The organism is Sulfuricystis multivorans, from assembly GCF_003966565.1.
GTDB lineage: Bacteria > Pseudomonadota > Gammaproteobacteria > Burkholderiales > Rhodocyclaceae > Sulfuricystis > Sulfuricystis multivorans.
Map to the genome: position 1 here is coordinate 246,557 of NZ_AP018718.1, position 26,411 is coordinate 272,967.

At 64.0% G+C, this 26,411-nt stretch carries 23 protein-coding genes; 14 read left to right on the forward strand and 9 right to left on the reverse strand.

What is annotated here, in order from left to right:
• The first annotated feature begins 21 nt into the window (after positions 1-21).
• Positions 22-1,365, forward strand: coding sequence for a tRNA (N6-isopentenyl adenosine(37)-C2)-methylthiotransferase MiaB (gene miaB / locus EL335_RS01200; RefSeq protein ID WP_126443861.1), 1,344 nt, complete (start codon positions 22-24; stop codon positions 1,363-1,365).
• Between the two features lie 17 nt (positions 1,366-1,382).
• Here miaB and EL335_RS01205 read toward each other — a convergent pair whose 3' ends face one another.
• Together EL335_RS01205 and EL335_RS01210 are read right to left on the reverse strand one after the other, a co-directional pair.
• Complete coding sequence (locus EL335_RS01205; protein WP_126443862.1) at positions 1,383-1,820, reverse strand: hypothetical protein; 438 nt, start codon at positions 1,818-1,820, stop codon at positions 1,383-1,385.
• 84 nt (positions 1,821-1,904) lie between these two features.
• Positions 1,905-2,801 carry a DMT family transporter gene (locus EL335_RS01210; RefSeq protein ID WP_126443863.1) on the reverse strand — a complete coding sequence of 299 codons (897 nt, stop codon included), beginning with the start codon at positions 2,799-2,801 and terminating at the stop codon, positions 1,905-1,907.
• A gap of 222 nt (positions 2,802-3,023) precedes the next feature.
• Between EL335_RS01210 and EL335_RS01215 the strand changes: the two genes are divergently transcribed.
• Together EL335_RS01215 and EL335_RS01220 are read left to right on the forward strand one after the other, a co-directional pair.
• Entirely contained in the window at positions 3,024-3,461 is a 438-nt protein-coding gene (locus EL335_RS01215; RefSeq protein WP_284155397.1) for an HIT family protein, read from the forward strand.
• Positions 3,458-5,122 carry a hypothetical protein gene (locus EL335_RS01220; RefSeq protein WP_126443864.1) on the forward strand — a complete coding sequence of 555 codons (1,665 nt, stop codon included), beginning with the start codon at positions 3,458-3,460 and terminating at the stop codon, positions 5,120-5,122. Before EL335_RS01215 ends, EL335_RS01220 begins: the two co-directional genes overlap by 4 nt.
• Positions 5,123-5,218: 96 nt before the next feature.
• On the opposite strand, the gene EL335_RS01225 is transcribed toward EL335_RS01220, so the two are convergent.
• The gene (locus EL335_RS01225; protein WP_126443865.1) at positions 5,219-7,957 is read right to left on the reverse strand and encodes a sensor domain-containing protein; all 2,739 of its coding nucleotides are present in this window, start codon (positions 7,955-7,957) and stop codon (positions 5,219-5,221) included.
• Between the two features lie 134 nt (positions 7,958-8,091).
• Complete coding sequence (locus tag EL335_RS01230) at positions 8,092-9,465, reverse strand: bifunctional aminoglycoside phosphotransferase/ATP-binding protein (protein WP_284155398.1); 1,374 nt, start codon at positions 9,463-9,465, stop codon at positions 8,092-8,094.
• Positions 9,466-9,475: 10 nt separating this feature from the next.
• Here EL335_RS01230 and EL335_RS01235 point away from each other — a divergent pair, with 10 nt between their 5' ends.
• From EL335_RS01235 to EL335_RS01255, 5 genes are all read left to right on the forward strand, one after another.
• Positions 9,476-10,384, forward strand: a complete 909-nt coding sequence (locus tag EL335_RS01235; protein ID WP_126443867.1) for a LysR substrate-binding domain-containing protein — start codon at positions 9,476-9,478, stop codon at positions 10,382-10,384.
• A complete protein-coding gene (locus EL335_RS01240) occupies positions 10,366-11,670 on the forward strand; it encodes an erythromycin esterase family protein (RefSeq protein ID WP_126443868.1) in 1,305 nt (434 codons plus the stop codon). Before EL335_RS01235 ends, EL335_RS01240 begins: the two co-directional genes overlap by 19 nt.
• Positions 11,671-11,762: 92 nt before the next feature.
• Positions 11,763-13,349: a caspase family protein gene (locus EL335_RS01245; protein WP_172599988.1), complete on the forward strand. Its 1,587-nt coding sequence runs from the start codon at positions 11,763-11,765 to the stop codon at positions 13,347-13,349.
• Between the two features lie 120 nt (positions 13,350-13,469).
• Complete coding sequence (locus EL335_RS01250; protein WP_284155478.1) at positions 13,470-13,934, forward strand: Dps family protein; 465 nt, start codon at positions 13,470-13,472, stop codon at positions 13,932-13,934.
• On the forward strand, positions 13,931-14,281 hold the full coding sequence (locus EL335_RS01255) for a GIY-YIG nuclease family protein (RefSeq protein ID WP_126443871.1): 351 nt from the start codon (positions 13,931-13,933) through the stop codon (positions 14,279-14,281). The genes EL335_RS01250 and EL335_RS01255 overlap by 4 nt, the downstream gene beginning before the upstream one ends.
• Here the strand turns inward: EL335_RS01255 and EL335_RS01260 are convergent.
• The 5 genes from EL335_RS01260 to EL335_RS01280 all read right to left on the reverse strand — a co-directional run bounded on the left by EL335_RS01260 (position 14,265) and on the right by EL335_RS01280 (position 19,716).
• Entirely contained in the window at positions 14,265-15,098 is an 834-nt protein-coding gene (locus EL335_RS01260; RefSeq protein ID WP_126443872.1) for an alpha/beta hydrolase, read from the reverse strand. The genes EL335_RS01255 and EL335_RS01260 overlap by 17 nt on opposite strands.
• A gap of 53 nt (positions 15,099-15,151) precedes the next feature.
• Positions 15,152-16,171, reverse strand: a complete 1,020-nt coding sequence (locus tag EL335_RS01265) for an HD-GYP domain-containing protein (protein WP_126443873.1) — start codon at positions 16,169-16,171, stop codon at positions 15,152-15,154.
• 95 nt (positions 16,172-16,266) lie between these two features.
• Positions 16,267-16,731 carry a putative toxin-antitoxin system toxin component, PIN family gene (locus tag EL335_RS01270; protein ID WP_126443874.1) on the reverse strand — a complete coding sequence of 155 codons (465 nt, stop codon included), beginning with the start codon at positions 16,729-16,731 and terminating at the stop codon, positions 16,267-16,269.
• A gap of 112 nt (positions 16,732-16,843) precedes the next feature.
• Positions 16,844-18,688 (reverse strand): PHA/PHB synthase family protein, encoded by a 1,845-nt coding sequence (locus EL335_RS01275; protein WP_126443875.1) that lies wholly within the window; start codon positions 18,686-18,688, stop codon positions 16,844-16,846.
• Positions 18,689-18,693: 5 nt separating this feature from the next.
• Positions 18,694-19,716 carry an MBL fold metallo-hydrolase gene (locus tag EL335_RS01280; protein ID WP_126443876.1) on the reverse strand — a complete coding sequence of 341 codons (1,023 nt, stop codon included), beginning with the start codon at positions 19,714-19,716 and terminating at the stop codon, positions 18,694-18,696.
• An 83-nt stretch (positions 19,717-19,799) separates the two neighbouring features.
• Between EL335_RS01280 and EL335_RS01285 the strand changes: the two genes are divergently transcribed.
• From EL335_RS01285 to EL335_RS01310, 6 genes are all read left to right on the forward strand, one after another.
• Positions 19,800-20,222, forward strand: coding sequence for a MerR family transcriptional regulator (locus EL335_RS01285; RefSeq protein WP_284155399.1), 423 nt, complete (start codon positions 19,800-19,802; stop codon positions 20,220-20,222).
• A 145-nt stretch (positions 20,223-20,367) separates the two neighbouring features.
• Complete coding sequence (locus EL335_RS01290) at positions 20,368-21,534, forward strand: isovaleryl-CoA dehydrogenase (RefSeq protein ID WP_126443877.1); 1,167 nt, start codon at positions 20,368-20,370, stop codon at positions 21,532-21,534.
• Positions 21,535-21,545: 11 nt separating this feature from the next.
• Positions 21,546-22,736, forward strand: a complete 1,191-nt coding sequence (locus tag EL335_RS01295; RefSeq protein WP_126443878.1) for an acetyl-CoA C-acetyltransferase — start codon at positions 21,546-21,548, stop codon at positions 22,734-22,736.
• The gene (locus EL335_RS01300) at positions 22,737-23,651 is read left to right on the forward strand and encodes a DMT family transporter (RefSeq protein WP_126443879.1); all 915 of its coding nucleotides are present in this window, start codon (positions 22,737-22,739) and stop codon (positions 23,649-23,651) included.
• The gene (locus EL335_RS01305; RefSeq protein ID WP_126443880.1) at positions 23,648-24,787 is read left to right on the forward strand and encodes an acyl-CoA dehydrogenase family protein; all 1,140 of its coding nucleotides are present in this window, start codon (positions 23,648-23,650) and stop codon (positions 24,785-24,787) included. Before EL335_RS01300 ends, EL335_RS01305 begins: the two co-directional genes overlap by 4 nt.
• On the forward strand, positions 24,787-26,403 hold the full coding sequence (locus EL335_RS01310; RefSeq protein ID WP_126443881.1) for a carboxyl transferase domain-containing protein: 1,617 nt from the start codon (positions 24,787-24,789) through the stop codon (positions 26,401-26,403). Before EL335_RS01305 ends, EL335_RS01310 begins: the two co-directional genes overlap by 1 nt.
• Positions 26,404-26,411: the final 8 nt, after the last annotated feature.

Genomic DNA, 26,411 nt, shown 5'->3' on the forward strand with positions numbered 1-26,411 from the left:
CTTTCAGCGAAGCCCATGCCCATGCCCAGGAAAGTCTTCATCCGTACCTTCGGCTGCCAGATGAACGAGTACGACTCGGACAAGATGGCCGATCTGCTCGCCGGCAGCGAGGGCGCAGTGAAGACCAGCGACCCGGAGGAGGCGGACATCATCCTGTTCAACACCTGCTCGGTGAGGGAAAAGCCCCAGGAGAAGGTGTTCCACGAGCTAGGGCGGGTGAAGAAGCTCAAGGAGAAAAAACCGCAGCTCTTGATCGGCGTCGGCGGCTGTGTCGCCAGCCAGGAAGGCAGCGCGATTGTCGCACGCGCGCCCTATGTCGATCTGGTCTTCGGGCCGCAGACCCTGCACCGCCTGCCCGAACTGATCGCCGCACGCCGCGCCACGGGCACGCCGCAAGTCGATGTCTCGTTCCCCGAGATCGAGAAATTCGACCGGCTTCCCGCGGCGCGCGTCGAAGGTGAAGCGGAGGGGAGCGCCTTCGTCTCGATCATGGAGGGCTGCTCGAAGTTCTGCACCTTCTGCATCGTGCCCTATACGCGCGGTGAAGAAGTCTCGCGCCCCTTCGAGGACGTGGTCGACGAAGTGCGCGCCCTGGTGGCGCAAGGCGTCAAAGAGGTGACGCTGCTCGGCCAGAACGTGAATGCCTACCGCGGCGAAACCGCCGAAGGCGATGTGGTCGATCTCGCTTTCCTGATCGAGACGCTGGCGGCGATTCCGCAGCTCGAGCGCATCCGTTATACCACCTCGCATCCGCGCGAAATGACTCAGCGGCTGATCGATGTCTATGCCACGACCCCGAAGCTGGTCTCGCATCTGCACCTGCCGGTGCAATCCGGTTCAGACCGCGTCTTGGCCGCAATGAAGCGTGGCTACACGGTACTCGAATACAAGTCGATCGTGCGCCGTCTGCGCGCCATGCGGCCGGACATTTCCCTCTCCTCGGACTTCATCGTCGGCTTCCCGGGCGAAACGGCGGAGGATTTCGAGAAAACGATGCGGCTTGTCGACGAGATCGGCTTCGATACGAGCTTTTCCTTCCTGTTTAGCCCGCGTCCCGGCACGCCAGCGGCCGAAATGCCGGATGACACGCCACGGGACGTGAAGCTGGAACGCCTGCAACGCCTGCAAAAGCGCATCGAGGAGCAGGCGTTCGCGATTTCCCAGGCGATGGTCGGCAAGGTAGAGCGGGTGCTCGTCGAAGGCCACGCGAAGAAGGATGAACGGGAACTCGCCGGCCGCACCGCGAACAATCGCATCGTGAACTTCAAGGGCAACCCGCGCCAGATCGGCCGGTTCGTCGATGTGAGGATCACCGCCGCCCTGCCGCATTCCCTGCGCGGTGAAGTGGTGATTCGGGACGAGTGAGCCCCCCATCCACTGATTCAGATCACGTAATCGTTGAACGGCGTATCCTTGCCCTTGCGTCGGTCGTGCCCGCTGCGGCGTGGGGGATTGTCCGGATCGTAGCGCACCACCGGGCGTCGGTCGAAGCCTTCACGGCGCTCCTTGCCGCTGCGTCTTTCTTCGAGCATCCGGAAGTTGCAACGGCAATCGAACTTGCAGGTACATTCCGCGAGCGGCAGGTGGGGCGCCTCGTCGAGCTTGAAGCGTCTGTCGGCAAGCTCTTTGGCAGCTAGACATACTTGGCTGCGGGTGGGGACGATCAGCTGTTTTCCCCAATATTTCTTGGGCGGCGGGGCGGCCTGCGCTTCGAGTCGCGCTTTTTCGCGGGCAAGGTGTGCGCGATGCAGATACAAAACGATGCTTCCCGCCAAGATAAGCACGACGAGAATCACGAGTAACCAGCCGCCAGGACTCATTGCCCGACTCGTGCGAGAACGAAGGGAGAAAACGGAAGAAATCGCATGGTTCGAAAATCATACCCGAAGCGGGAGCACGGGAACTTATGGGGCTTGCCGAGCAGGTGGGCGGAAAAACAGGAAACGTGGCGAAAAGCCGGTGACCAATGCTGTGCCAGCAATGACCAACCCCGCTCCGGCCCATGTGTGCCAGCCGATTGTTTCGGCAAGGAACAGCCAGCCCCAAAGCACTCCGAACAGCGGGATGAGAAAGGTCACGGTCAGTGCCGATGCGGCACCGATTTCGGCGATCAGCCGGAAATAAAGCAGGTAGGCGATTCCGCTGCACACCACGCCGAGTACCAAGACGGCGAGCAGGACGTCGCTGCCGGGCAGGACCGGTGGCGGGAAGAAGAACGTCGGAGGCAGCAGCCACAGCGCGGCGGCCCACATGCTGCCGTGGGCATTGGCCAGCGGTTCGATGCCCCGGGCCTGTTTGGCATACAACGAGGCGATGCCGTAACACAGCGCTGCGGCGAGCGCGGCCATCATCGCCAGGCCCGCACCCGGTACCAGCATCGCCGGGTCGAGTCCGACCAGCAGGGCGACGCCGGTCATGCCGAAACCAAGGCCGAGTGTGCCTTTCGGCGTCAGGCGATGGCGCAGCAAGATCACGCCGATGAGGGTGCTCCAGATCGGTGCAGTGGCGTTGAGAATCGCCATCAACGCAGCCGGTAGTCGCAAGGCCGCATAGCCGAATAGCAAAAAGGGCAGTGCGGAATTGACGAGGCCGAGAATCAGGTAATGCCGCCAGTGTTCACCAGCCGCCAGCGTGGTTCTCGACAAATGTGCGACACCCGCGAGGAATGCTGCGGCCAACAGAACACGAAATTCCATCAACGCCGCGGGCCCGAGCGCAGGCACGGCGATGCGCATGAAGATGAAGGAGCCGCCCCAGATCGCAGAGAGGAGCAGCAAGCGGAGAAGGCTAGCGACAGTCATGAAGGCTGCCATTGTAGTCAGCCCGCCGCGGCAAAAGGTTATGCTATTCTCAAAAAATGGTTAGCGTGAAATACACTCAGCCTTGCCTGCGACGGCCATCGTGATGCGATCGGCAGCCAAACTTTCGCGGCGCAAGCCGCGCTCGAAGTCTCCCCGTCCGCGAGGGGGGCTTAAGGGTGGGCGGGTGTTTGCGCAAGGGGTTTTCATCCTCCGCGGGTGACCATGTCCGTCATGCGCGTTAGCTGCGAGCTGTGCCAATTACCCGGCGGCGAGATTCTCTGGCGGGATGAGTTCTGCCGCGTCATCCGTGTCGGCGGTGCGGAGGGCGAGGCATTTCCCGGCTTCTGCCGCGTCGTCTGGCAGGCGCATGTCGTCGAGATGAGCGATCTGACAGCGGCTGAGCGAGGCCATCTACTCGCCGTGGTGTGTGGCGTCGAAATGGCCCTACGCGAGGTGCTGCGGCCTGACAAGATCAATCTCGCCAGCCTCGGCAACGTCGTGCCGCATCTGCACTGGCACGTCATCCCGCGTTGGCGCGACGATAGCCATTTCCCGGCGCCGATCTGGGCAGCGGCTCGCCGCCCGATTCCCCGGCGGGCGCAACCTTCCACCGAGGCATTGCACGGTGCCCTGCTTCGGGCGCTGGAGTATTCGGCATGACCCCCGCGATGCCTTCAGTCCTCGATCTGCCGCCGACCAGCACGGCGACCACACCGCATTTCAGCACGCTGCCAGCCTGCCGCGAGTGGATCGGCCGCCTGCCGATGGCGAATCCATCGCTGGTGCAAAAGATGCTGCTCGACGAGCTGCGGCTTTTGAACGGCTATACGCTGACAGCGCCGCTGCGCTTGGAACTGCTCGAAACTCTGCAAACGCCGTTGCATTTCGTGCAGGAGGAGAGCGCAAGCCTTTTCGTGGGCAAATCACTCCCCTTGGCACCGATCGAGCAGACGGCGCTCGAAACGTCCGATGCCCTTTGGCAGACGGCGCTGATCGGTTATCTGCGCTGTCTGGAGGCCGTGCTGCACGGCGATACGGCTTTTCTGTCCAGGGCTGCGCTCGTCTGTGAGCGCGCCCTGGCGATCCTGATCGCCGATTTCGCCGACCTGACGCGCGGCGGCTGGCAGGCAGATGCTCCGCTGTGGCGCTTCGCCCATTTTCTTTATTCGAGTGCCGAGACGCTGGGCGTGGCGCACGTGCCCGTTACCGATCCCTTCCGCAGCGAGGCAGGCGCGCGCCCCGTTTCTCCGGCGATGGTCTATGCCGAGCTGGCGTTGCTGGCAACCGCCGGGTTGCACGAGCTGCCCCCGCGCCAGCAACGCTGGGTGATGCGTTGGGCTCACCAGTGGTCGGCAAAGTTGAAAGTGTCGGCGGACGTTCCGCCGCTAGATGCGGCATTGCCGCTGTGCGTCGATCTCGCCGGCGAGATGCCGCCCGGCTATTTGCCGCATAGCGGCCCCGGGGCGCGCTGGCTGGAGACCAGCGCGCTACGCCTGAGCATGCAAAAACGTATCGCGCTGCTGGCGAAAAACGATCCGGAGGTAACCCCGGCCAGTCTCGGGCTGGGCGAGGATTGCACGATGCCTGCCACGCTCGAAGTGCTGCAGCGCGTTTATCCGCGTTGGGTCAAGGGAGGTGTGCAGCGACGCTACATGCGCCATCCGCTGAGCGGTCATTGCCGGTTCGTGGCCGGGGTCGACGCGATCCATTATTACCTCTCGGGCCGCAAGCCATTCAGGCCACCGGGCAGCCTTCCAGAGGAGACGCTGCGACGGCAGCGCGAAACCATAGCGATGTTGGAAGGTGAGACGGTCGAGTTCGCGGAGGAGACCAGCCGGGAATTGGGTTTCCAGACCGAAAGCTGGACGGTCGCCGAGGACTGGGGGCTGTCGGATCGTTCCGACGGTGGGCTTTGTCTTACGCGGCCGATCGAGCTCGACGGTGGGCGGCTCGCCCTCGATCAGCTGGTCGCGGTGCAGCCCGTTGGCAGTGGTCATTTCCTGCTCGGGGTGGTGCGCTGGACGCAGCGACGCGGCAATGAACTCGTCACTGGCATTCAGCTCATGCCCGGCCGGGCTGAGCCGGTTGCCGTCCGGCGCACCGGAGTGATGGCGACACCGGATCCTTATCGGCCGGGATTCCTGCTGCCGGCCGTAAGCGCAGTGCAGCAGCCCCTCTCACTGATCTTGCCGCCCGGCAGTTACAAAGCTGGCCGCATCTTCGAAGTCTGGAGGGCGCACGTCACGCGCCGCTTCCGGCTCGACGCACTACTCGAGCGGGGCGCGGATTTCGAACGTGCTGGTTGTGTCGAGCTAGTCTGAAGAGACTGCACTGGCGGGATGCAGAGACGCCCCGCTGGGCTCGGCTCTCCTGGAGAGTCGAAAGTCGGCGTTGGCGGGACGGCACCCCTTCACGTTTCAGAGCTGCGGTTTTTTCAGCAGAGCGACGAACTCTTCGGCCGGGAGCGGCTGGCTGTAGAGGAAGCCCTGGGCCAGTTCGCATTCGCGTTCCCGCAGCAGACTGGCCTGACCGAGCGCCTCGACACCTTCGGCGACCACCGACAGGCCGAGACTGTGCGCCATTGCCAGGATCGCCTCGACCAGCGCGCGCTGACCGGGATCGCTTTCCATGCCCTTGACGAAGCTCTTGTCGATCTTGACGTGGCGCACCGGGAAGCGTTTCAGATAAGCGAGCGAAGAATAGCCGGTGCCGAAGTCATCGATCGCCAGATGTAAGCCGACTTCGCCCGCCTCGGCGAACCATTGTTGGATCGCCGGCATGTCGGCGAGCAGCGTGCGTTCGGTGATTTCGAGGACGATCTGCTGCGGCGAGATGCCATATTTGGCGAGCGCGGCGAGGATGCGCTTGACCGAGAGCGCCTCGGGCAATTGGCGCAGCGAGACGTTGATCGCCAACATCAGGTGGTGGCCGGCGGCTTTCCAGGTGGAGAGTTGTTGGCAGGCTTCTTCGAATGCCCAGGCGCCGATCTCGCGGATCAAGCCGGTTTCCTCGGCCAGCGGCACGAATTTGGCTGGTTCGAGCAAACCGCGCTGCGGATGCTGCCAGCGCAGCAATGCCTCGGCGCCGACGATGTGGTTACTCGTCAGGTCGACGAGTGGCAAAAACTGGAGGCGTAGCTCCCGCCGCGAGAGCGCACCGCGTAGGTCGTTTTCGAGGCTGCGCCGGTCGATGGCCGCGGTGGTCAGTGCCGGTTCGAAGAATTGCGCGTTGTTGCGCCCCAGCGCCTTGGCGCGATACATCGCCAGGTCGGCATTGCGGAACAGGGCGTCGATGTCGCGCCCGTCGTCCGGGAACAGCGTGATGCCGATCGAGGCGCCGATGTGGATCTCGTTGCCCTCGATGTCGAACGGCTCGTTCATCTGCGCGATGATCTTTTCGGCGACGTTGCCGGCCGGCGCGGATTCCGAGATGTCGGTGAGCACGACGACGAATTCGTCGCCGCCGAGACGGGAAATGGTGTCGGTTTCGCGCACGCACAGGCGCATCCGTTCTGCCACCAGCTGCAACAAGCGGTCGCCGATCGCATGGCCGAGCGTGTCATTGACCTGCTTGAAGAAATCGAGGTCGATGAACATCACCGCGACGCGCGAGCCTTCGCGGCGGGCCTGCTTCAGGGCCTGGCCGAGGCGTTCGGCGAGCAGGTTGCGATTCGGCAGGCCGGTGAGCGGGTCATAGTTGGCGCGGAAGGCGATCTCGTCTTCGTCGTGTTTTTTCTGCGTGATGTCGATCGCCAGCGCGACGTAGCCGGCCGTGCCGCCTCCGGCGTCGGGCACCGCCGAGATGATCTGCCAGACCGGGAAGACCTCGCCGTTCTTGCGCCGGTTCCACACCTCGCCTTCCCAGCGCCCCTGGCCGCGCAGCCGTTCCCACATGGTGGCGAAGAACTGCTCGTCGTGGCGGTCGGACTTGATCAGGCGCGGGGTCTGGCCGATGGCCTCGGCGGCGCTGTAGCCGGTCATCCGGGTGAAGGCCTGATTGACGCGTCGGATCACGCCGTCGGCATCGGTGATCATGATCGCCTCGTTGGTGGCTTCGAATACCGCGGCCGCTTCGCGCAGGCGGCGTTCGGCTTCGACTCGTTCCGTGACATCGTGAATGATCGCGTAGATGAGCAGGCGATCGTCACGATGCATGGGGCTGGCAGAAACCTCGACGCTGCGCAGCGACCCATCTTTCAGCCGGTGGCGCTGGACCGTCTGTTCGTGTCCATTGGCCAGTGAGCGGGCCAGCTCGGTGGTGGTTTCTTCCAGTGTGCTCTGGTTGATGTCGCTGATCGCCAGGGTAATCAGTTCGTCATGGGGATAGCCGTAGAAGCTGCAAGCGGCAGGGTTGGCATCGACGATGCGGCCATCACGGGGATCGATCAACAGCATCGCCGCCAGGGCGCTCTGGAAGAACTGCTGGAAATGTGCTTCACCTTCCTTGGATGTCTGGATCAGCCGCGCGAGTCGCTGCTCCATTTGGCGCTGGGTCGTGATGTCGGCATTGATACCGATCATGCGTTGCGGCCGACCTTGGGCATCGCGCATCAGATGCGCCACGGTATGCACCCAGCGATGTTCACCTGCTTTGGTGCGCAGGCGGTAATCGACCTGGAGGAAGTCGCCGCTTTTGCCGAGCACGGTTTCGAAAGCCCGCCGCACCTGTGGCTGATCTTCCGGATGGATCAGCGCGCGCCAGCTGGCCAGGGTGGTCGGCAGCGCCTCGGCCCCATAGCCGAGATTACGCCACCAGTCAGGTGAGAAGCGCACCTCGCCGCTGGCCGGATCCAGAGTCCATAGACCTTGGCCGGTGCCTTCGAGCAGGGTTTCCCAGCGCTCTGGGGCCTCGGCGACCGGGACGGGTGGCATCTGGGGTTCGACTGTACCCACTGCCCGAGAGATCTGCGGTGGGCGGAAGACGAGAAACGCCACGAGTCCGACCACCACCAGCAGGACCAGCAGGGCGATCAAGGCGAGCGCCTGACTCCAGACGAGCTGCGCTTCGAGCACCGCTGCCAACCGTTCGAGCATCACGGTCGCGTTCGTTCCGGCCGCGCCGAGACTGGCAGCAGCCGGGCCCGTGCTGGCGAGTCCCAGTGACACGGTCAGCAGACCGAACAGGCAAGACAGGACGTAGCGGATCAACGGGCGCATTTGAATGCGGATGACTTGAAAGGCGTCTCAAACCCAAACTCCTAGCAGGATTCGGGCCTGATCTCCTAACTTATTACCAAAGTTCGAAATTTGCGGCTCTGAAAATTTTCCGTCAACAGACTGTAAGGAATTCCTTACAGCCGTTCATCGTCACCAGGGGGCTCGAACCAACGCAGCTGCTGCTGCATGACCTCGACGGTCGCCTCGGAGGCATCATTGCGGCGTGCGGCGATGCGCCGGGCGAGCTCGTCGGGGGAGGCTTGGGGCGCGATCAATTCGAATGGCACCGCCAAGCGCTTGGCCAGGCTGCGAAAACGGTCGCGCTCGGCGCGGCGCAGGAAGGCGGCATCGACGATCACCGACCAACCGGCGGAAAGCAGTGATTCCGTAAGCTCGGCAAGCCGCGCATAGGTGCGCGCATTCGCTCGACGCGTGTAGATCGTGCCGCCGCTTGCCGCATCCGGCGCCAGACCAAACAGGCGCTTGCGCTCGACATCGGAACGGATACGCACCGTGGTGAGAAACTCGGCGCTGGCAAGACGGCACGATGTCAGATACGTCTTGCCGCAGCCCGACGGCCCGCAGGTGATCGAAAGCAAAGGTGCGAAAGGCGCGATGAGTCGCAAGGCGAGGGTCAGATAGCCGTCCGCCTCGGCCGGATCGCCTCGCAGCGCGGCCACCTTGGCGCGCACCATCGCCCGATAGACGAGGTAGAAGCGCAGCACCGCGAGCGCGTCGAAGTCGCCGCTCCAGACCAGCCATTCGTTGAGCAGCCAGGTGGCCAGCCCCGGCTGCTCGTGGTCGAGCAGGTCCAGCAGCGTGAAGGCGATCTCGCTGGCGACGTCGATCGCGCGAAGGGAAGTGCTGAATTCGATGCCGTCGAAGGCGACGATACGGCCGTCTACCAGCACCAGGTTGCCCAGATGAAGATCGCCGTGGCCTTCGCGGATGAAGCCCGACGCATGGCGACGGGTGAAATCGCCATGGCGACGCTGCCATTCCGCTTCGGTCCACTGGCGTAGCCGGGCCAGCGATGCCTCTTCGGCCGGCAGGAGGTGCTCCAGCTCATCGAAGTTTTCCAGTGCGTCACTGCGGATGCGTTCCGGCGTGCCGAACTCTGCTGCGGCCAATGCCGCGCCATTCTGGAAATCGGCCAGTTCGCGCGCGAAGCGCGAGAGGTGATCCTGGGTCAATCCACCGCGGCGGCAGACCTCGTCGAGTCGGAGCGTTTCATCGAATCGCCGCATCTTCACCGCCGGCTCGCCGGCGAGCTCGACGACATCCAGATAAAGGCCGGGCGCGAAGCGCCGGTTCAAGCGCAGCTCCTCGTGGCAATAAAAGCGCCGTTTGTCGACCGTGCCGTAATCGAGGAAGGGCAGCGTCACCGGCTTCTTGACCTTGTAGGCGAACTCGCCGGCGAGCAGCACCCAGGAGATGTGCGTTTCCCTGATTTCGACCGAGGCGGAATCGGGCAGCGCCTGAAGGCAAGCGAGGGGCAGTTCCGGCATAATGTCCATTATGACGTTAACCGAACTGCGTTACATCATCGCACTGGCGCGCGAAAAACACTTCGGCCGGGCGGCCGAGAAATGCTTCGTTTCCCAGCCGACGCTGTCGGTCGCCGTCAAGAAGCTCGAGGACGAGCTCGGCGTGATCCTCTTCGAACGCGGCCAGCACGAGATCAGCGTGACCCCGGCCGGTGAGCCGATCATTCGCCAGGCCGAAAAGGTGCTCGCGGAGGCCGCGCGCATCAAGGAGCTCGCCGCTACGGCGGGCGATCCGCTCACGGGGCCCCTGCGCATCGGCGCGATCTACACGATCGGGCCCTATCTGCTGCCCCGGCTGGTGCCGTCGCTACGCAGCCGTGCGCCGCAGATGCCGCTGATCCTCCAGGAAAACTTCACCGCGCAGCTGATCGAGGCGCTGAAGAACAGCGAGCTCGACGTCGCGATCGTCGCGTTGCCGATCGAGGAGCCGGGGCTGGTGGCCCAGGCGGTATATGACGAAGTGTTTCGCGTGCTGGTGCCTGCCCAGCATCCGTGGGCCAAGGAAAAGGCGATCGCCCCGCGGCGCCTGCTCGACGAGCCCCTGTTGATGCTCGGGCGCGGCAACTGCTTCCGCGATCAGGTGCTCGATCTGTGTAGCCAGGCCGGCGCGGGCGGGCCGCAGGTGCTCGAAGGCTCTTCGCTGGAAACGATCCGGCTGATGGTCGCCTCGAACGTCGGCATCACCGTGATGCCGGCCTCGGCGGTCGATGAGCTGCCGAAAAACGATCCGCTGCTGCGCGTGCGCCCCTTCGTCGAACCCCAACCCTCAAGGCGCGTCGGCCTGATCTGGCGCGCCAGCTTCCCACGCCATCAGGCGATCGACATCCTGCGTGGCGCGCTGCTCGATCATCTGCCGCCCGGATGCACGCCGGCACCCTGACGCGCTTCTTCTTCCTGATGTTCGCGGTCGTGTCGGCACAGGCCGCCGACTGGCGCGCCGCGCTGATGCCCTGGCGCGGTATCGAAGCAGATTTCGCTCCGCTCTTGGCCGATGTCGCTTCGGCCCGCACGGTGCTGATCGGCGAGGCCACGCACGGAACGCATGAATTTCTCGTCGAGCGCGCCCGCATCTCGCTGGCGCTGATCGAGCGCGCCGGCTTCGAAGCGGTGTTGATCGAAGCGCCCTGGGCGCCGTTGCTCGCCGTCGACGATTACGTGCGGGGTGCGCCGCTTTCCGCGCGGCAAGCGGTAGCAAAGGTCGAGGGCTTTCCGCGTTGGGTGGTGCACAATCCTCCGTTCATCGACTTCATCGAAAGCTTGCGGCGTTCTTTTCGGCAGGTGCGGCTGCTCGGTTTCGACCTCTATAGCCTGCCCGAATCTGCCGAGGCGTTGATCGCCGCTTGGCAAGAACGAAGCCAGCCTGTAGAGGCGCAACGCGCCGCAGCGGATCTGCACTGTTTCTTCGACTATCGGGAGGAGCCGATGCTGTATGGGCTGATGGTCCAGACGCGCGCTGCCGAGCCCTGCGGTGCGGGTGCGCGCCGGCAAGCGGCGTTGTGGTCGATCGAGCTGGCCGAGAGCCAGAGCGAGGAATCCTTCCGGCTGCGATGGCATGCACAGACCGTGGTCGCAGCCGAAGACTATTACCGGGCGATCTATCGCGCCGGCGATTCCTCATGGAATCGCCGCGAACGGCATCTGCTCGCCATCATCGAAGGCATTCGCGAGCGAATCCTCGCGCAGGGCGGCCAGGGCAAGCTGGTCGTCTGGGCACACAACACGCATGTCGGCGATGCACGGGCCACCGCACAAGCGCATGCCGGCGAGCTGTCGCTCGGGCAGCTGCTGCGAGAGCGACATGGCGTTGACCAGGTTTTCCTGCTCGGCATGACCACCCGACTCGGCACGGTGCGCGCGGCCGATCGCTGGGGCGGTAAAGACCGCATCAAACGCCTGCGGCCGGCGCGGCCGGGCAGTGTCAGCGCTGTTCTGGGACAGGCGAAAATGCCGGCGTTTTATTTGCGCTTGCGCGATGATCCGGCGGTGCATCAGACTTTCTCGCGTCCCATGCCCGATCGGGCGATCGGGGTCGTCTATACGCCGGCGACGGAACGGCGCGATCATTATTTCGAGGTGCGACTGAGCGAACAGTTCGACGCCGTGCTTCATCTCGATGCGACCCACGCCCTCGAACCCTTACCGCAACTTGCCAGCGAGGAAAAATGAACGAGCGTCGTCGTTTCTTGCAATCCATGGCCGCGCTACCACTTCTTGTGGGCTTGCCTTCGGCGCATGCAGCGAAGGCGAGGACGGCGCTGGTGATTGGTAACGCTGCCTATCGGAATGCCCCGCTCGTCAATCCACGCCATGACGCGCAAGCGATGCATGGGCTGTTGCAATCTGCCGGCTTTACCGCCGAGTTGCTACTCGACGCATCGCGGCAGGCGATGCTCGCCGCGATCGAACGCTTCGGCCGCGCTGCGCTTGCCGGCGGTGAATTGGCGCTATTTTATTTCGCCGGCCATGGCGCACAGCTCGACTGGCGCAATTACCTGCTGCCCGTCGATGCGCAGATCGCCTCGAGCGAGGCGCTCAAGAATCAATGCATCGACCTGGGCGTCGTGCTCGACTGGCTGGCCAGCGCGCGCAAGGCGCATCCCACGCAATCGTTTTTGATCTTCCTCGACGCCTGTCGAGACGATCCCTTTGGCGGTTCCTTTCGTCCCAGCGCCAAGGGTTTGAGCCAATTCGATGCGCCGAGCGGCAGTCTGCTTGCCTATGCGACTGCCCCGGGCGCTACCGCTGCCGACGGCGAAGGCAACAACGGTCTTTACACCGGTCATCTGATTCGTGAATTGGGCCAAACCGATGTGCCGCTCGAGGCCGCGCTCAAGCGGGTTCGTCTCAACGTGCGGTTGTCTTCGAACGGTGCGCAGATTCCATGGGAATCGACCTCTCTCGAAAAAGAGGTCTTCATCATGCGCGACGGCAGCAGATTGAGCGAAGAGGACATCGAAAGGCGCCTTGCCGCCGAGCTCGAGCAATGGCAGCGCATCAAGACCTCGAAACGTCCGGAAGATTGGATCGACTTCTTGCGCGCCTGGCCAGGCGGTCGTTTCGCCGAAATTGCCCAGACGCGACTCGATCGACTGCTCGCCGAGAAAGCGACTGCTGCAACGGCATCTTCATCCATTGCACCCTCGGCCCAGACGCCACCAAGCGCTACTTCGGCAAACGACTCGACCGTCATTCCAGAGTCTTCCGACGATGGCCAAAAAGTCGGCATTCGAATTCCGCCACAGGTGCTGGCGGTGATGCGACAGGACAACCCTTACTCGGCAGGCCGCTATCCCCTCGGCCGCAGATTCAGCGTCGACGACGTCGCTGTTTTCCGCGACAGCGACATCCTCACGGGCATCGAGGAGGGCCGCCGTCGATTGCGCGTCACCCGGGTCGATGAGGAAAACGATCGCGTCGAAATCAATGGTGGCCGTTTGCTGCTCGACAGTCTCGGCAACGTGGTCGAAAACCAGCGCTTCGTGGCACTGGCACCGATCGCCATCTATCCCGCCGAGTTACAGGTCGGCAAACGCTGGACGTTGGCCTATTTGACCCAGGGCAAGGGCCAGAACAAGGATATGGAATTCTCCAATCAGATGTCTGCGCGCATCGACCGGCGCGAATGGGTCGAAACCCCGGCTGGCCGTTTCAATGCTTTCGTGATCGAAACGCAGGGTTGGTCGCGCACCAGCCGTGGCCAGATCGAATTGAAGTTCACCTACTGGGTGGTGCCAGGATTGAATTTCCTGGTGCGCGAAGAACGCATTCGGCGCAACCCGCGCCAGTTACTCGAAACACGCCGCAGCGAATTGATCGCGATCCGTCAGCAGACGACTGGCTTGTGATGTTTTTTGGCTATCGGAGCGATTGAAAGAAATCCTTGGGCATCGTGCGCCTGCCTGACCATAATGTCACTACTGACCGTTACCAAGGAGGATGACATGAAAAACCGCAAACCCGTGACCATCGACATCGGCATTTCGGACAAGGATCGCAAAGCGATCGCCGAGGGGTTGTCGCGTCTGCTCGCCGACAGCTACACGCTGTATCTGATGACGCACAATTTCCACTGGAACGTCACCGGGCCGATGTTCAACACCCTGCACCTGATGTTCATGCAGCAATACACCGAGCAGTGGAACGCGCTCGACATGATCGCCGAACGCATCCGCGCGCTCGGCCATCCCGCGCCGGGTACCTACAAGGAGTTCGCCAAGCTGGCGTCGATCGAGGAGGTGACGGGCGTACCGAAGGCGATGGAGATGGTGCGACTGCTCGTCGCTGCTCAGGAAGCCACCGCGCGCACCGCGCGCAGCCTCGTCCCGCTGCTCGAAAAGGCCAACGACCAGCCGACGCTGGATCTCATCACCCAGCGGCTGGAAGTGCATGAGAAGACAGCCTGGATGCTGAGGAGCCTGCTCGAAGAGTGACATGCTTTACCACCTATCAGCTGTCGATCGAAATCCGCCGCCCAGTGCGGGTGGCGATCGGCCGGTTCGGGAACTTCGACTTCCCGGCCGGCCGTTACGTTTATACCGGTTCGGCGCGGCGCAACCTCGAAGCGCGCATCGCCCGCCACTTGCGACGGCAGAAGAGTTTGCGCTGGCACATCGACTGGCTGCTTGCCGCGCCCGGTGTGTCGATCACCGCGGTGCAACGCTTTGATGAGGAGGAATGCGTGCTCAATCAGGCGAGCGCCGGTGTCATCGTCGTGCCCGGCTTTGGCGCGTCGGATTGCCGCGCCGGCTGCGGCAGCCATCTCAAGTTTCTGGGCTGAAGCGGGCGACGAGCCAGTCGATGAGCTCCTGTGCCGGCCTGTGCCAATCGGCTTCGAGCATCAGGCCGTGGCCCATGCCGCGGTAGATGACCGGTTCGACGCCATAGCTCTTGGCGGTCAGCGCCACCAATGACGCCGGAATTATGGCGTCCTGCGCGGCACCGACGATGCGCAGGCTGTCGCGACCGCCGGCCAGGTGTTCCAGCACCTGCTGCGGGTGTGGCAGGTTGAACAGCATCATGTCCCAGATCGCGCGGTGCGATTCGGGCTGGGCAAGGCGGTAGTAGCGCGCCAGATCTGCGCGCGAGACGGCTTGCGCGAACAGCGCGTTCTTCACGGTGTCGAGGGCGACGTGGCGGCCAGCGAGCAGGCGGTTGAGATCGATGAGCAGCCCCGGCTGGCTGAGGAACATGCCGAAAGCCGCGGCACTGAGCCCCTGCGGCGGCACCGAGCACATCAGCACCGCCGCGGGGGCCGTGTGCCGTTCGAGATATTTCTGCACGACGAAGCCGCCCATCGAATGACCGATCAGCACCGGCGGCGCGCGTAAGGAGGCGACCGCCTCGGCGACGTCATTGACGTAATCGTCGATCGAGTAGCTGTCGAGCTGTTCGCGGCGCCGGCTTTTGCCATGGCCCGAGAAGCTCAGCGCGTGATTCTCGAAACCGGCGGCGGCGAAGAAGGGCTGGTAATGCTCCCAGCACCAGGCAGCGGTGTAGGCGCCATGCAGGAAAAGCAGCGGTGGGACGCCGTGCCGAGGGCTCTGCGGCGGGTAGGAGAGGACTTCGAGGGTGTCGTGCGGATGTCGATTTGGCATCGCCGCATTTTAGGCTCCAAGCACTCGGGATGCCGTCCCGCCAGCGCCGAATTTCAGGCCATTTCCGCCAGCGCCCAGATCGCGCGCCAGTAGGCAGGGGGGATCGTGATGCCCTTCAGCGTCGTGAAGTCGCGGATCGCAGTGTGCGCACGGCGTGTGTCGCGTCGCACCGGGTCACGCAGCAGCCGGCCGTGCACGCCGAGGATCGCGACGACCCGGCGCGGCAGCGCCATGCCGGAAGGCATGTCGACGACCAGCGCGGTTTCACGGTTGGCCAGTCGGACGGCGGTGCCGGGCGGACAGATGCCCGTGAGCCGGCGCAGCGCTTCGATGAGGCGTGCGTCGAACTGCTGCCGGAGGCGCGAGAGCAGCCAGTGCAGCGCGGCACGCGGCGTCTTGGCGCTGCGCAGCAAGCGTTGCGGCGCGACGAGCGCATACCAGACGTCGACCAGCTTGAGGATGCGCGCTTCGAGGCAGATCTCGTCGCCGGCGAGCGCCGCGGGATAGCCGCTGCCGTCGAGCGCCTCGTGATGCTGGAGGACGGCTTCGATCCAGGCGAGATCGGCGCCCGGCGACTCGCGCAGCAGTTCGGCGGCGAGCTGCGGATGGCGCGTGAGCGTGATGCGTTGGGCATCGCTAGGAATCGCGTGAGGGGCGACGAGATCGTCCTGCAAATCGAGGCTGGGCAGGTTCATGAACAGCGCGGCCTTGGCCACCGTATGCTGTCTGCGCGCATCGAGCCGGGTCGCCCGGCCCAAGTGGATGCCGAGTACCGCGGCGCTGAAGGCGTGGCGCAGCGACGGGCTGGCAAAGGGCAGGTACGGCGCCATGCCGAGGCAGACGGCCGGGGCGCGCTCGACGAGGCCGACGAGCTCAGCCGCCAACGTCGAGAAACGGATCACGTCCTCGACCCGGCAGGCCCAATGTTCGATCACCTCGACATAAGCCGTGGCGATGGCGGCGAGCCGTTCGCAAGGCGCGGCGCGCTCGGACGCGATCGGCGTCGGACGGGCGAGCGTGTTGGCGTAGGCGGTGCCGAAAGATTCGGCAAAGGCGAGGGCGGATGCAGACATGACCGAGCATCTGCAACAATCTTGCCAGGGGCCGACGGGATGTTTTTTCGAGCGAGACCGGCAGCATCGGCGGGCTCGTCGGCAAGATCTGCCGGCTATTTGCTCGAACGTGCCGTGTCAATAGCGCCGACTTTCTGCAGCGCTTCTTCGGGTGTGAGAATGGAAAACAGCCCACGAAGCCGCTGCCGCCGCTTGAGCTTCAGCAGCAGCTTGTCGGCGGTGACGAGCCACTGCGCCTGGCCGTCGCGAGCGAGTTCGAGGAATTTCTGGTCGTCTTGGTCACGGCAGCGCGGCAAAGGTGCGGCTTTCTGCGGCACCGCGTCGACGCTTTCGGCTTGGGCAAGATAGGCCGTATAGGCGGCCTCCTGTGCAGCGGTGGCGAGCGCAAACAGCGGATAGCCGAGCACGCGCTTGAATTCGGCCAGACAGGGGGCGTTGGTCAGCGCAACCCAGCGACCAGATACGACTTCGCCCCACAAGGTGGCGAGGCGGCTGTCGGCAAAGACGAAAATGGAAATCAGCACGTTCGTGTCGAATACTACGCGAATGGCTGTGCTCATACGCTAGGGCACCTCGACAAACCTGCTGCACGACCCGATTGCTGCGTTGGGCGGTGCTCGCTCCCTCGCCTAACTCGTATGTCTCGGTCGCTGCGCTCAGTCCGCCTTGCACTCAGGCCGCTCGCGACGGTTTTTCGCGGTGCCCGCCTTGCTGGTCGAGGCGGAACTTGACGTAGGAGCCCGGCGCATCCTCGATCACGCCGAGCTTGCCTTTCGCCGGATCACGCGCTGGCACCTGCTCGTCGTTCAGCGACGTGACCCAGGTTTGCCAGTCGGTCCACCACGAGCCGGGATGCTGCTTTGCACCTTCGAACCATTGCTCGGACGTCTCCGGCAGCGTCTTGGCCGGGTTGGTCCAGTAGCCATACTTGTTGGCGGCAGGCGGGTTGACGATGCCGGCGATGTGACCGGAACCGCCGAGCACGAAGCGCACCGGGCCGGAAAAGAGCTTGGCGCCGAGATAGGTGCTCTGCCAGGGGGCGATGTGGTCCTCGATGGTCGAGATGAAATAGGCGGGGTTCTTGATCTTGCGCAAATCGATCGGCACATCGTCGAGCACGATCCCGCCCGGCTCCTTGAGCAGGTTCTTCATGTACATGTTGCGTAGATAAAAGCTGTGCATCGCCGCCGGCATGCGCGTGGAATCGGAGTTCCAGTAGAGCAGATCGAACGGGAACGGGTCCTTGCCGAGCAGATAGTTGTTGACGACGAAAGACCAGATCAGGTCGTTGGCGCGCAGCATGTTGAAGGTGGTGGCCATCTCGCTGCCTTCGAGATAACCGCGGCTCTTCATCTTTTCTTCGAGCTTGGCCACCTGTTGCTCGTCGATGAACACACCCAGCTCGCCGGGGATCGAGAAGTCGAGCATCGTCGTGAAGAAGGTCGTCGAGGCCAGCCGCTTGTCCTTCTTGGCGGCAAGGTAAGCCGCCGTGGTGCCGAGCAGCGTGCCGCCGAGACAGTAGCCGACGGCATTGAGCTCTTTCTCGCCGGTCTGCTCGCAGACCTTGTCGATCGCCGTCACCGCGGCCTCGAGGAGGTAATCCTCGAAACTCTTCTCAGCGAGCCGCGCATCCGGATTGACCCAGGAGATGCAGAACACCGTGTGACCTTGGTCGAGAGCCCACTTGATGAAGGAGTTCTTCTCGCGCAGATCGAGGATGTAATACTTGTTGATCCACGGCGGCACGATCAACAGCGGGCGCTTGTATTGCGTCTTGGTGGTCGGATTGAATTGCAGCAGTTGCATCAGGTCGTTCTGGAACACCACCTTGCCCGGCGTCGTGGCGATGTTCTTGCCGAGTTCGAAGGCCGTGGTATCGGTCATCTTGACGCGCAGCTGGCCGTCGCCCGCCTCGATGTCGCGCAACAGATTGTTCAAGCCCTTGATCAGGTTCTGGCCATGTGTGCGCACCGTTTCGCGGAACACTTCCGGATTGGTATGCACGAAGTTGGTCGGCGAGAGGGCATCGACGAACTGGCGCGTGAAGAAGTTCACCTTCTCCTGGGTGTGAGGATCGAGGCCCTGCACGCAGCAGACGGTATCGTGGATGTGGCGCGCGGTGATCAGATATGACTGCTTGATGAAGTCGAACAGGAAGTGCTCCTCCCACTGCTCGTCCTTGAAGCGCTTGTCGCCTTTCGGCGGCGTGGCGACCGGCGGCGTGTGCATGCCCATGAAGCGCAGCATCGAATGCTGCCAGAGCGAGAAGTAATCCCAGACCAGATTCATCTGCGCCTGTGCCAGGCGATAGGGATTGGCGAGCAGCTTGGCCATCAGCTCCATGAACGCCTGTGCGACACCGAGCTCGTCCTGCGGCGGCACGATGCCTTTCTTGAGCTGGCGTTTGACATGCTGGTTGAGCAGTTTCGCGGCGCGTTCGGCGACCTCGGCGTAGGTCTTGGCGATTTCCTGCGGATCGGGCAGGGCGGGCTTTTCGGTTTCCTGGGTCGTGCTCATGTCTCTCACTCCTTGTTGTGGGCCGTGGTAAAGCGAATGATGCGGCCGTCGTCCTGACGTTGCAGTCGGTTCTGGTGTTCCAGGTGATTCAGGTGGGCGATCGCCTCGCCCATCGCGAACATCGTCTGGTGCGGATCGCAGATCGGCCGGCCGAACAACACTTCGAGCAGCTCGCCCGCGGCTCGTGGCGCCTTGGCGCAGGCCGTGAGCAGATCGGCGCAGCGCGCCGCGTGATGCTCACCGAGCTCGGTGACGCGGGCATGCAGACCGCGAAAAGGCAGGCCATGTGAGGGCAGCACCAATGTATCTTCGGGCAGGGAAGTCAAATGCTCGAGCGAAGCCAGATACAGCCCGAGCGTGTCGAGTTCCGGAGCGGCGGCATAGCTGCTTACGTTGGTGGAGATGCGCGGCAGCAGCATGTCGCCGGAGATCATCACGTTCAGATCGGCGCAGTAGAGGCTGGCATGCTCCGGCGCATGGCCATGACCGACGATCACCTGCCAGCCGTGCGCACCGATTTGCAGCCGGTCCTCGTCGAACAGTGGCTGGAATGTGGCGGGAATCGCCGGCACGCCGCGCCGGTAGGCGTTGCCGCGCGCGTCCAGCGCGGCACAGCGATCATCATCGAGGCCGTGGCGCCGGAACAGTTGCACCATCGAGGCGACATCGAAAGGCGGAATGCCGGCGGCGATCGCCTGGGCGGTCAGATATTCGCCCTGCGTCATCAAAAGCGGCGCGCCGGTTTCGGCCGCGAGCCAAGCGGCCAGCCCGAGGTGATCGGGATGGAAGTGGGTGACGATCTGGCGTCTCAGGTGCCGTCCCGGAAGCAGAGCCTTCCAGGCAGTCTTGACACCGTCCATCGCGATGCCGGTGTCGACCGCGGTGAAACCGTCACCATCTTCGATCAACCAGAGATTGATATGGTCGAGGGCAAATGGCAGCGGCATGCGCAGCCAATGCACGCCGGGTGCGACCTCGAGGGCCGTACCGGCATCCGGTGGCTTGAGATGGGGGTGATCGATCGTCATGGGAAAGCGTTGCCCAGTGGCCACAAATCTGTTTTACTGCGGCGGTTCGTTTCGGATAGTGTAGCCGAAACGAGAAAATGTTTGTGCGCCGCAACAATATGACTTCGACCCACCAGACCACCTTCAGCATCGCCGACCTGGCGCGAGAATTCGGCGTGACGCCGCGCACGATCCGCTACTACGAGGATCAGGGTTTGCTCAACCCGGCGCGGGTCGGCGGTCAGCGCATCTACAGCAAGCGCGACCGCACCCGGCTGAAGCTCACCTTGCGTGGCAAGCGCCTCGGCCTGCGGCTTGCCGAGATCCGCGAGCTGATCGACATGTACGACAGCGCGCCGGAAACCTCGCAGCTTGCCCGGCTGATCGAGGTGCTCGGGCGCCAGCGGGCGAAGCTGACGCAGCAGCGCGAGGACATCGATGCGGTACTCGGCGAGCTCGACGCGCTCGAAGCGCAATGCCGCGCCCTGCTCGATGCCAGCGCGCCCAGACGCAAAACGACGGATTGACGTTGACGTAAACGTCAACATACAATCGGCCGAACACCTATGAAAGGCCCCATGAGTCTTGTCGTGGGTGGAGCATGGCAAGGCGACGCATTGCGCAGCACAAGCTCATGACCATGCACGGGAAAACCAGGGCGGAGAGCACGAAATGATCGGATTGAATTTTCAGTTGGGTGAAGACATCGACATGCTGCGCGACACGGTGCATGCCTTCGCCACCAACGAGATCGCGCCGCGTGCGGCGCAGATCGACCGTGACAACGAGTTTCCCGCCGATTTGTGGCGGAAGTTCGGCGATCTCGGCCTGCTGGGTCTGACGGTGCCGGAAGAGGACGGCGGCACGGGCATGGGTTATCTCGCCCACATCGTCGCGATGGAAGAAATCTCGCGGGCGTCCGCCTCGGTCGGACTTTCCTATGGCGCCCACTCGAACCTGTGCGTCAATCAGCTGCGCCGAAACGGCACGCCGGCGCAAAAAGCCCGCTATCTGCCGAAGCTAATTTCCGGCGCGCATGTCGGCGCGCTGGCGATGTCCGAGCCGAACGCCGGCTCCGATGTCGTCTCGATGAAGCTCAGGGCCGACAAAAAGGGCGACCGCTATGTGCTCAACGGCAGCAAGATGTGGATCACCAACGGCGGCGACGCGGATACGCTGATCGTCTATGCCAAGACCGATGTCAACGCGGGTCCGAAGGGCATCACCGCCTTCATCGTCGAAAAGGGCTTCAAGGGCTTCTCGCACGGCTCGCATCTCGACAAGCTCGGCATGCGCGGCTCGAACACCTATCCCTTGTTTTTCGACGACTGCGAGGTGCCAGAAGAAAACGTGCTCGGTGGCGTCGGCAACGGCGTCAAGGTGCTGATGTCGGGCCTCGACTACGAGCGCGCGGTGCTCGCCGGCGGCCCGCTGGGGATCATGGCCGCCTGCATGGACGTGGTGCTGCCCTATCTGCACGAGCGCGAGCAGTTCGGCCAGCCGATCGGCGAATTCCAGCTGATGCAGGGCAAGCTCGCCGACATGTACTCGACCTGGCAGGCCTGCCGCGCCTATGTGTATGCCGTCGGCCGCGCCTGCGATGCGGGCGAGCATGCGCGCTCGCTGCGCAAGGACGCCGCCGGCGCGATCCTCTATGCGGCCGAGAAGGCCACCTGGATGGCTGGTGAGGCGATCCAGGCCTTGGGCGGCAATGGCTATATCAACGAGTATCCGACCGGCCGGCTGTGGCGCGACGCGAAGCTCTACGAGATCGGCGCCGGCACATCGGAGATCCGCCGCATGCTGATCGGTCGCGAACTGTTCAACGAAACCGCGTGAAAGGAAACCTCATGTCCGAATCGATCGTCATCGTAGGCGCTGCCCGCACGCCGCTGGGCGGCTTCCAGGGTGATTTTTCCAGCCTCTCCGCCGCCAATCTCGGCGCCGTCGCCATCCGCGCCGCCATCGAGCGTTCCGGCCTGAAAGCGGATGACGTGCAGGAAGTGCTGATGGGCTGCGTGCTGCAGGCCGGCCAGGGTCAGGCGCCGGCGCGCCAGGCGGCCCTGCAGGCCGGTCTGCCGCTGTCGGCCGGTTGTACCACCGTGCACAAGGTCTGCGGCTCGGCGATGAAGGCGACGATGCTCGCCGCCGACATCCTCAGGGCCGGCGGACAAGACGTCATCGTCGCCGGCGGCATGGAGTCGATGAGCAATGCGCCGTATCTGCTGCCCAAGGCGCGCGGTGGATACCGGCTCGGCCACGGCCAGATCCTCGACCACATGTTCTTCGACGGCCTCGAAGACCACTACTCGCCCGAGAACAAAGGCCGCCTGATGGGCACCTTCGCCGAGGATTGCGCAGCGCACTACGGTTTCACCCGCCAGGATCAGGACGCCTTCGCGATCGCCTCGACGCAACGTGCGCAAGCCGCCGGACAGGACGGAAGTTTCGACTGGGAAATCGCCCCGGTCACGGTGGCCGGAAAGAAAGGCGAGACGATCGTCAAGCAGGACGAACAGCCGGCGAAGGCGCAGCTCGACAAGATCCCGCAGCTCAAGCCAGCGTTCAAGAAAGACGGCACGGTCACGCCCGCCAATTCCTCCTCGATTTCCGACGGCGCCGCGGCGCTGGTGCTGATGCGTGAAGCCGATGCGGTCAAGCGCGGCCTCACCCCCATCGCGCGCATCGTCGGTTACGCCACGCATGCGCAGGAGCCGGCGTGGTTCACCACCGCGCCGGTCGGCGCGATGCGCAAACTGTTCGAGAAAACCGGCTGGAGTCCCGAGAGCGTCGACCTCTACGAAATCAACGAAGCCTTTGCCGTCGTCACGATGGCGGCGATGAAGGAGCTTGGTCTGCCGCATGACAAGGTCAATGTACATGGCGGCGCTTGCGCGTTGGGACACCCGATCGGCGCTTCGGGCGCGCGCATCGTCGTCACCCTGCTTGGCGCATTGCGCAAGTACGGCAAGCGGCGCGGGGTCGCCAGCCTGTGCATCGGTGGCGGCGAAGCCACGGCGATGGCCATCGAGCTCGTCTGAGTGATCGCCACCTACGCGAAACTCGTCGTGACAGCGGTGATCTGGGGCGGCACCTGGGTCGCCGCACGCATCGCAGTGCAAGAGGTGCCGCCGCTCGGCGTGGCCGTCTGGCGCTTTTTTCTCGCCGCGACGAGCCTGCTCGTCCTAGTGCGCTGGCATCACGGCCGCTTGCCCGTGCTCGATCGTCGCGAACTGCTGCTGGTGATCGGCTTGGGCGCGAGCGGTATCTTCATCTACAACCTGTTCTTCCTCTATGGCATTCAGCACATCCCTGCGGGGCGCGGCGCGTTGGTCGTCGCCACCACGCCGGTGATCACGCTACTGGCTGCGGCTTGGCTGCTCAGGGAGGGTATGACGCGGCTCAAGGTGCTGGGCAGTGCACTCGCGCTGCTCGGCTGCCTGACGGTGATCGGCCGCGGCGATCCCCTCGCGCCCCTGCGCGGCCAGATCGGCAGCGGCGACCTGCTGATCCTCGGCTGCGCGTTGATGTGGTCGATCTACACGCTGATCGGCCGGCTCGGTACCGAGTCGCTGGCGCGGCGCAATCTCGGCGCACTGGTGATGACCGCCTATGCGAGCTGCGCCGGCTTTCTGATGCTGCTGGTCACCGCTCTGATCATTGCCCCGGCGCAGTTGGTCCCGCATTATTCGTTGCCGGCCTGGAGCGCGATCGTCTTCCTCGGCCTGCTTGGCACCACGCTGGGCTTCACCTGGTTCGCGGCGGCAGTGCAGAGAATCGGCGCCCAACGCGCTTCGATCTTCATCAACCTCGTGCCGGTCGCCGCCGTGCTGCAAGGGGCGCTGCTGCTGCACGAGCGGCTCGATCCATCCGTGCTCGCCGGCGGCCTGCTGGTGATCGCGGGCGTGATGCTGATCCAGCGGCCGGTACGGAATGCGAAGGAGGCAGCAGCATGATCCTGAACGACGACCAGACAATGATTCGCGACACGTTGCGCGTCTTCGCGCGCGAGCGGCTCGCGCCCAATGCGGCACAGTGGGATAGGGAACACACCTTCCCGGCCGCGGCCTTGCAGGAACTCGCTGCACTCGGCTGTTGGGGCATGGTGGTAGCGGAGGAATGGGGCGGCGCCGGGCTCGACTACGTCTCGCTGGCCGTCGCCATCGAGGAAATCGCCGCCGGTGACGGTGCGACCTCGACGATCATTTCCGTGCAGAACTCGCTGGTCTGCGGCATCCTGAACCTTTACGGCAGTAAGGCGCAGAAGGAACGCTGGCTCAAAGGCGCGGCCAGCGGCGAACTGCTGGGCTGCTTCTGCCTCACCGAGCCGCATGTCGGTTCCGACGCCGCGGCGATCAGAACCCGTGCCGTGAAGGATGGCGATCACTGGGTGATAAACGGCGTCAAGCAGTTCATCACCTCGGGCAAGCACGCGAAGATCGCGATCGTCTTCGCCGTCACCGATCCCGCGGCGGGCAGGAAAGGCATCTCCTGCTTCTGCGTGCCGACCGACACGCCGGGCTACACCGTGGCCCGCATCGAGGAGAAGCTCGGTCAGCATGCATCCGACACCGCCCAGATCGTCTTCGAGGACTGCCGCATTCCCGCCGAATGCCTGATCGGCGCCGAGGGGGAGGGCTACAAGATCGCGCTCTCCAATCTCGAAGCCGGCCGCATCGGCATCGCCGCGCAGGCGGTGGGCATGGCGCGCAGCGCCTTTGAAGCCGCGGTAGCCTACGCCAAGGAGCGCGAAGCCTTCGGCAAGCCGATCGTCGAGCACCAGGCGGTGGCGTTCCGGCTCGCCGACATGGCGACAAGAATCGAAGTCGCGCGCCAGATGGTCTGGCATGCCGCCAGCCTGCGCGATGCCGGCTTGCCCTGTCTCAAGGAGGCGAGCATGGCGAAACTCTTCGCCTCGGAGATGGCCGAGCGCGTCTGCTCCGACGCGATCCAGATCCACGGCGGCTATGGCTATGTCGCCGACTTCCCGGTCGAGCGCATCTACCGGGATGTCAGGGTCTGCCAGATTTATGAAGGCGCATCCGACATCCAGCGGCTGGTGATCGCACGGGCGGTGAGGGGAGGGCCTTGATGTCCGTCATCAAATCCAGGCTCGATACGCGTTCTCAGGAATTCAAGGCCAATGCTGCTGCGATGCAGGCATTGGTGGAAGATCTGCGCGAAAAATCGGCGCTGGTGGGACGGCACGGTGCGGGTGGTTCCGAGGAGGCGCGCGCCAGACACCTCGCACGCGGCAAGCTCTTGGTGCGCGACCGCATCGACGGCCTGCTCGACCCCGGTGCGCCATTTCTGGAGATCGCGCCACTCGCGGCCTGGGGCATGTATGGCGATGAGGTACCCAGCGCTGGTCTCGTCGCCGGCATCGGCCGCGTCTGTGGCGTCGAGTGCATGATCGTCGCCAACGATGCGACGGTGAAGGGCGGCACCTACTATCCGCTCACCGTCAAGAAGCACCTGCGGGCGCAGGAGATCGCGCGCGAGAACCGCCTGCCGTGCCTCTATCTCGTCGATTCGGGCGGCGCCTTCCTGCCGATGCAGGACGAAGTGTTTCCGGACAAGGAGCACTTCGGCCGCATCTTCTACAACCAGGCGAACATGTCGGCGCTGGGCATTCCGCAGATCGCCGTGGTGATGGGCTCCTGCACCGCCGGCGGCGCCTATGTGCCGGCGATGTCGGACGAGTCGGTGATCGTCAGGAACCAGGGCACGATCTTCCTCGGCGGACCGCCGCTGGTGAAGGCCGCCACCGGCGAAGTGGTGAGCGCCGAGGATCTCGGCGGCGGCGATGTGCATACGCGCATCTCGGGCGTTTGCGACCATTTGGCCGAGAACGACCAGCACGCATTGTCGATCGCGCGGCGCATCGTCGCCAACCTCAATTGGCGCAAAGAGGTATCCCTGGAATGCGCCACCCCGGAAGAGCCGCTCTACGATCCCGCCGAGCTCTACGGCGTGATTCCGACCGACAGCCGCAAACCCTATGACGTGCGCGAGGTGATCGCCCGGCTCGTCGATGGCTCGCGCTTCGACGAATTCAAGGCGAGATACGGCACCACGCTGGTCACCGGCTTCGCGCACCTTCATGGCTATCCGGTCGGCATCGTCGCCAACAACGGCATCCTGTTCTCCGAATCGGCATTGAAGGGCGCGCATTTCATCGAGCTGTGTGCGCAGCGCGGGCTGCCGCTCATCTTCCTGCAGAACATCACCGGCTTCATGGTCGGCCGGAAGTATGAGAACGGCGGTATCGCCAAGGATGGCGCGAAGATGGTCACGGCCGTGTCGACCGCGCAGGTGCCGAAATTCACCGTGATCATCGGCGGCTCCTTCGGCGCCGGCAACTACGGCATGTGCGGTCGTGCCTTTGGCCCGCGCCTGTTGTGGAGCTGGCCGAACAGCCGCATCTCGGTGATGGGCGGCGAGCAGGCCGCGGCCGTATTGGCGACCGTCAAGCGCGACGGCATCGAAGCCAAGGGGGGCCGCTGGAGCAAGGAAGAGGAGGAAGCCTTCAAGGCGCCGATCCGCCAGCAGTATGAAACCCAGGGCCATCCCTACTACGCCACGGCGCGGCTGTGGGACGATGGCATCCTCGATCCGCAACAGACGCGGCGTGCGCTCGGCCTGGGTATCTCGGCATCGCTCAACGCGCCGATCGAACCGACACGCTTCGGTGTGTTCCGGATGTGACAGGAGAA

Bases quoted from the DNA above. Each gene is read 5' to 3' on its own strand.
- miaB (WP_126443861.1), top strand. From the start codon at position 22: ATGCCCAGGAAAGTCTTCATCCGTACCTTCGGCTGCCAGATGAACGAG.
- EL335_RS01205 (WP_126443862.1), bottom strand. From the start codon at position 1,820: ATGAGTCCTGGCGGCTGGTTACTCGTGATTCTCGTCGTGCTTATCTTG.
- EL335_RS01210 (WP_126443863.1), bottom strand. From the start codon at position 2,801: ATGACTGTCGCTAGCCTTCTCCGCTTGCTGCTCCTCTCTGCGATCTGG.
- EL335_RS01215 (WP_284155397.1), top strand. From the start codon at position 3,024: ATGTCCGTCATGCGCGTTAGCTGCGAGCTGTGCCAATTACCCGGCGGC.
- EL335_RS01220 (WP_126443864.1), top strand. From the start codon at position 3,458: ATGACCCCCGCGATGCCTTCAGTCCTCGATCTGCCGCCGACCAGCACG.
- EL335_RS01225 (WP_126443865.1), bottom strand. From the start codon at position 7,957: ATGCGCCCGTTGATCCGCTACGTCCTGTCTTGCCTGTTCGGTCTGCTG.
- EL335_RS01230 (WP_284155398.1), bottom strand. From the start codon at position 9,465: ATGCCGGAACTGCCCCTCGCTTGCCTTCAGGCGCTGCCCGATTCCGCC.
- EL335_RS01235 (WP_126443867.1), top strand. From the start codon at position 9,476: ATGACGTTAACCGAACTGCGTTACATCATCGCACTGGCGCGCGAAAAA.
- EL335_RS01240 (WP_126443868.1), top strand. From the start codon at position 10,366: ATGCACGCCGGCACCCTGACGCGCTTCTTCTTCCTGATGTTCGCGGTC.
- EL335_RS01260 (WP_126443872.1), bottom strand. From the start codon at position 15,098: ATGCCAAATCGACATCCGCACGACACCCTCGAAGTCCTCTCCTACCCG.
- EL335_RS01265 (WP_126443873.1), bottom strand. From the start codon at position 16,171: ATGTCTGCATCCGCCCTCGCCTTTGCCGAATCTTTCGGCACCGCCTAC.
- EL335_RS01270 (WP_126443874.1), bottom strand. From the start codon at position 16,731: ATGAGCACAGCCATTCGCGTAGTATTCGACACGAACGTGCTGATTTCC.
- EL335_RS01275 (WP_126443875.1), bottom strand. From the start codon at position 18,688: ATGAGCACGACCCAGGAAACCGAAAAGCCCGCCCTGCCCGATCCGCAG.
- EL335_RS01280 (WP_126443876.1), bottom strand. From the start codon at position 19,716: ATGACGATCGATCACCCCCATCTCAAGCCACCGGATGCCGGTACGGCC.
- EL335_RS01290 (WP_126443877.1), top strand. From the start codon at position 20,368: ATGATCGGATTGAATTTTCAGTTGGGTGAAGACATCGACATGCTGCGC.
- EL335_RS01295 (WP_126443878.1), top strand. From the start codon at position 21,546: ATGTCCGAATCGATCGTCATCGTAGGCGCTGCCCGCACGCCGCTGGGC.
- EL335_RS01305 (WP_126443880.1), top strand. From the start codon at position 23,648: ATGATCCTGAACGACGACCAGACAATGATTCGCGACACGTTGCGCGTC.
- EL335_RS01310 (WP_126443881.1), top strand. From the start codon at position 24,787: ATGTCCGTCATCAAATCCAGGCTCGATACGCGTTCTCAGGAATTCAAG.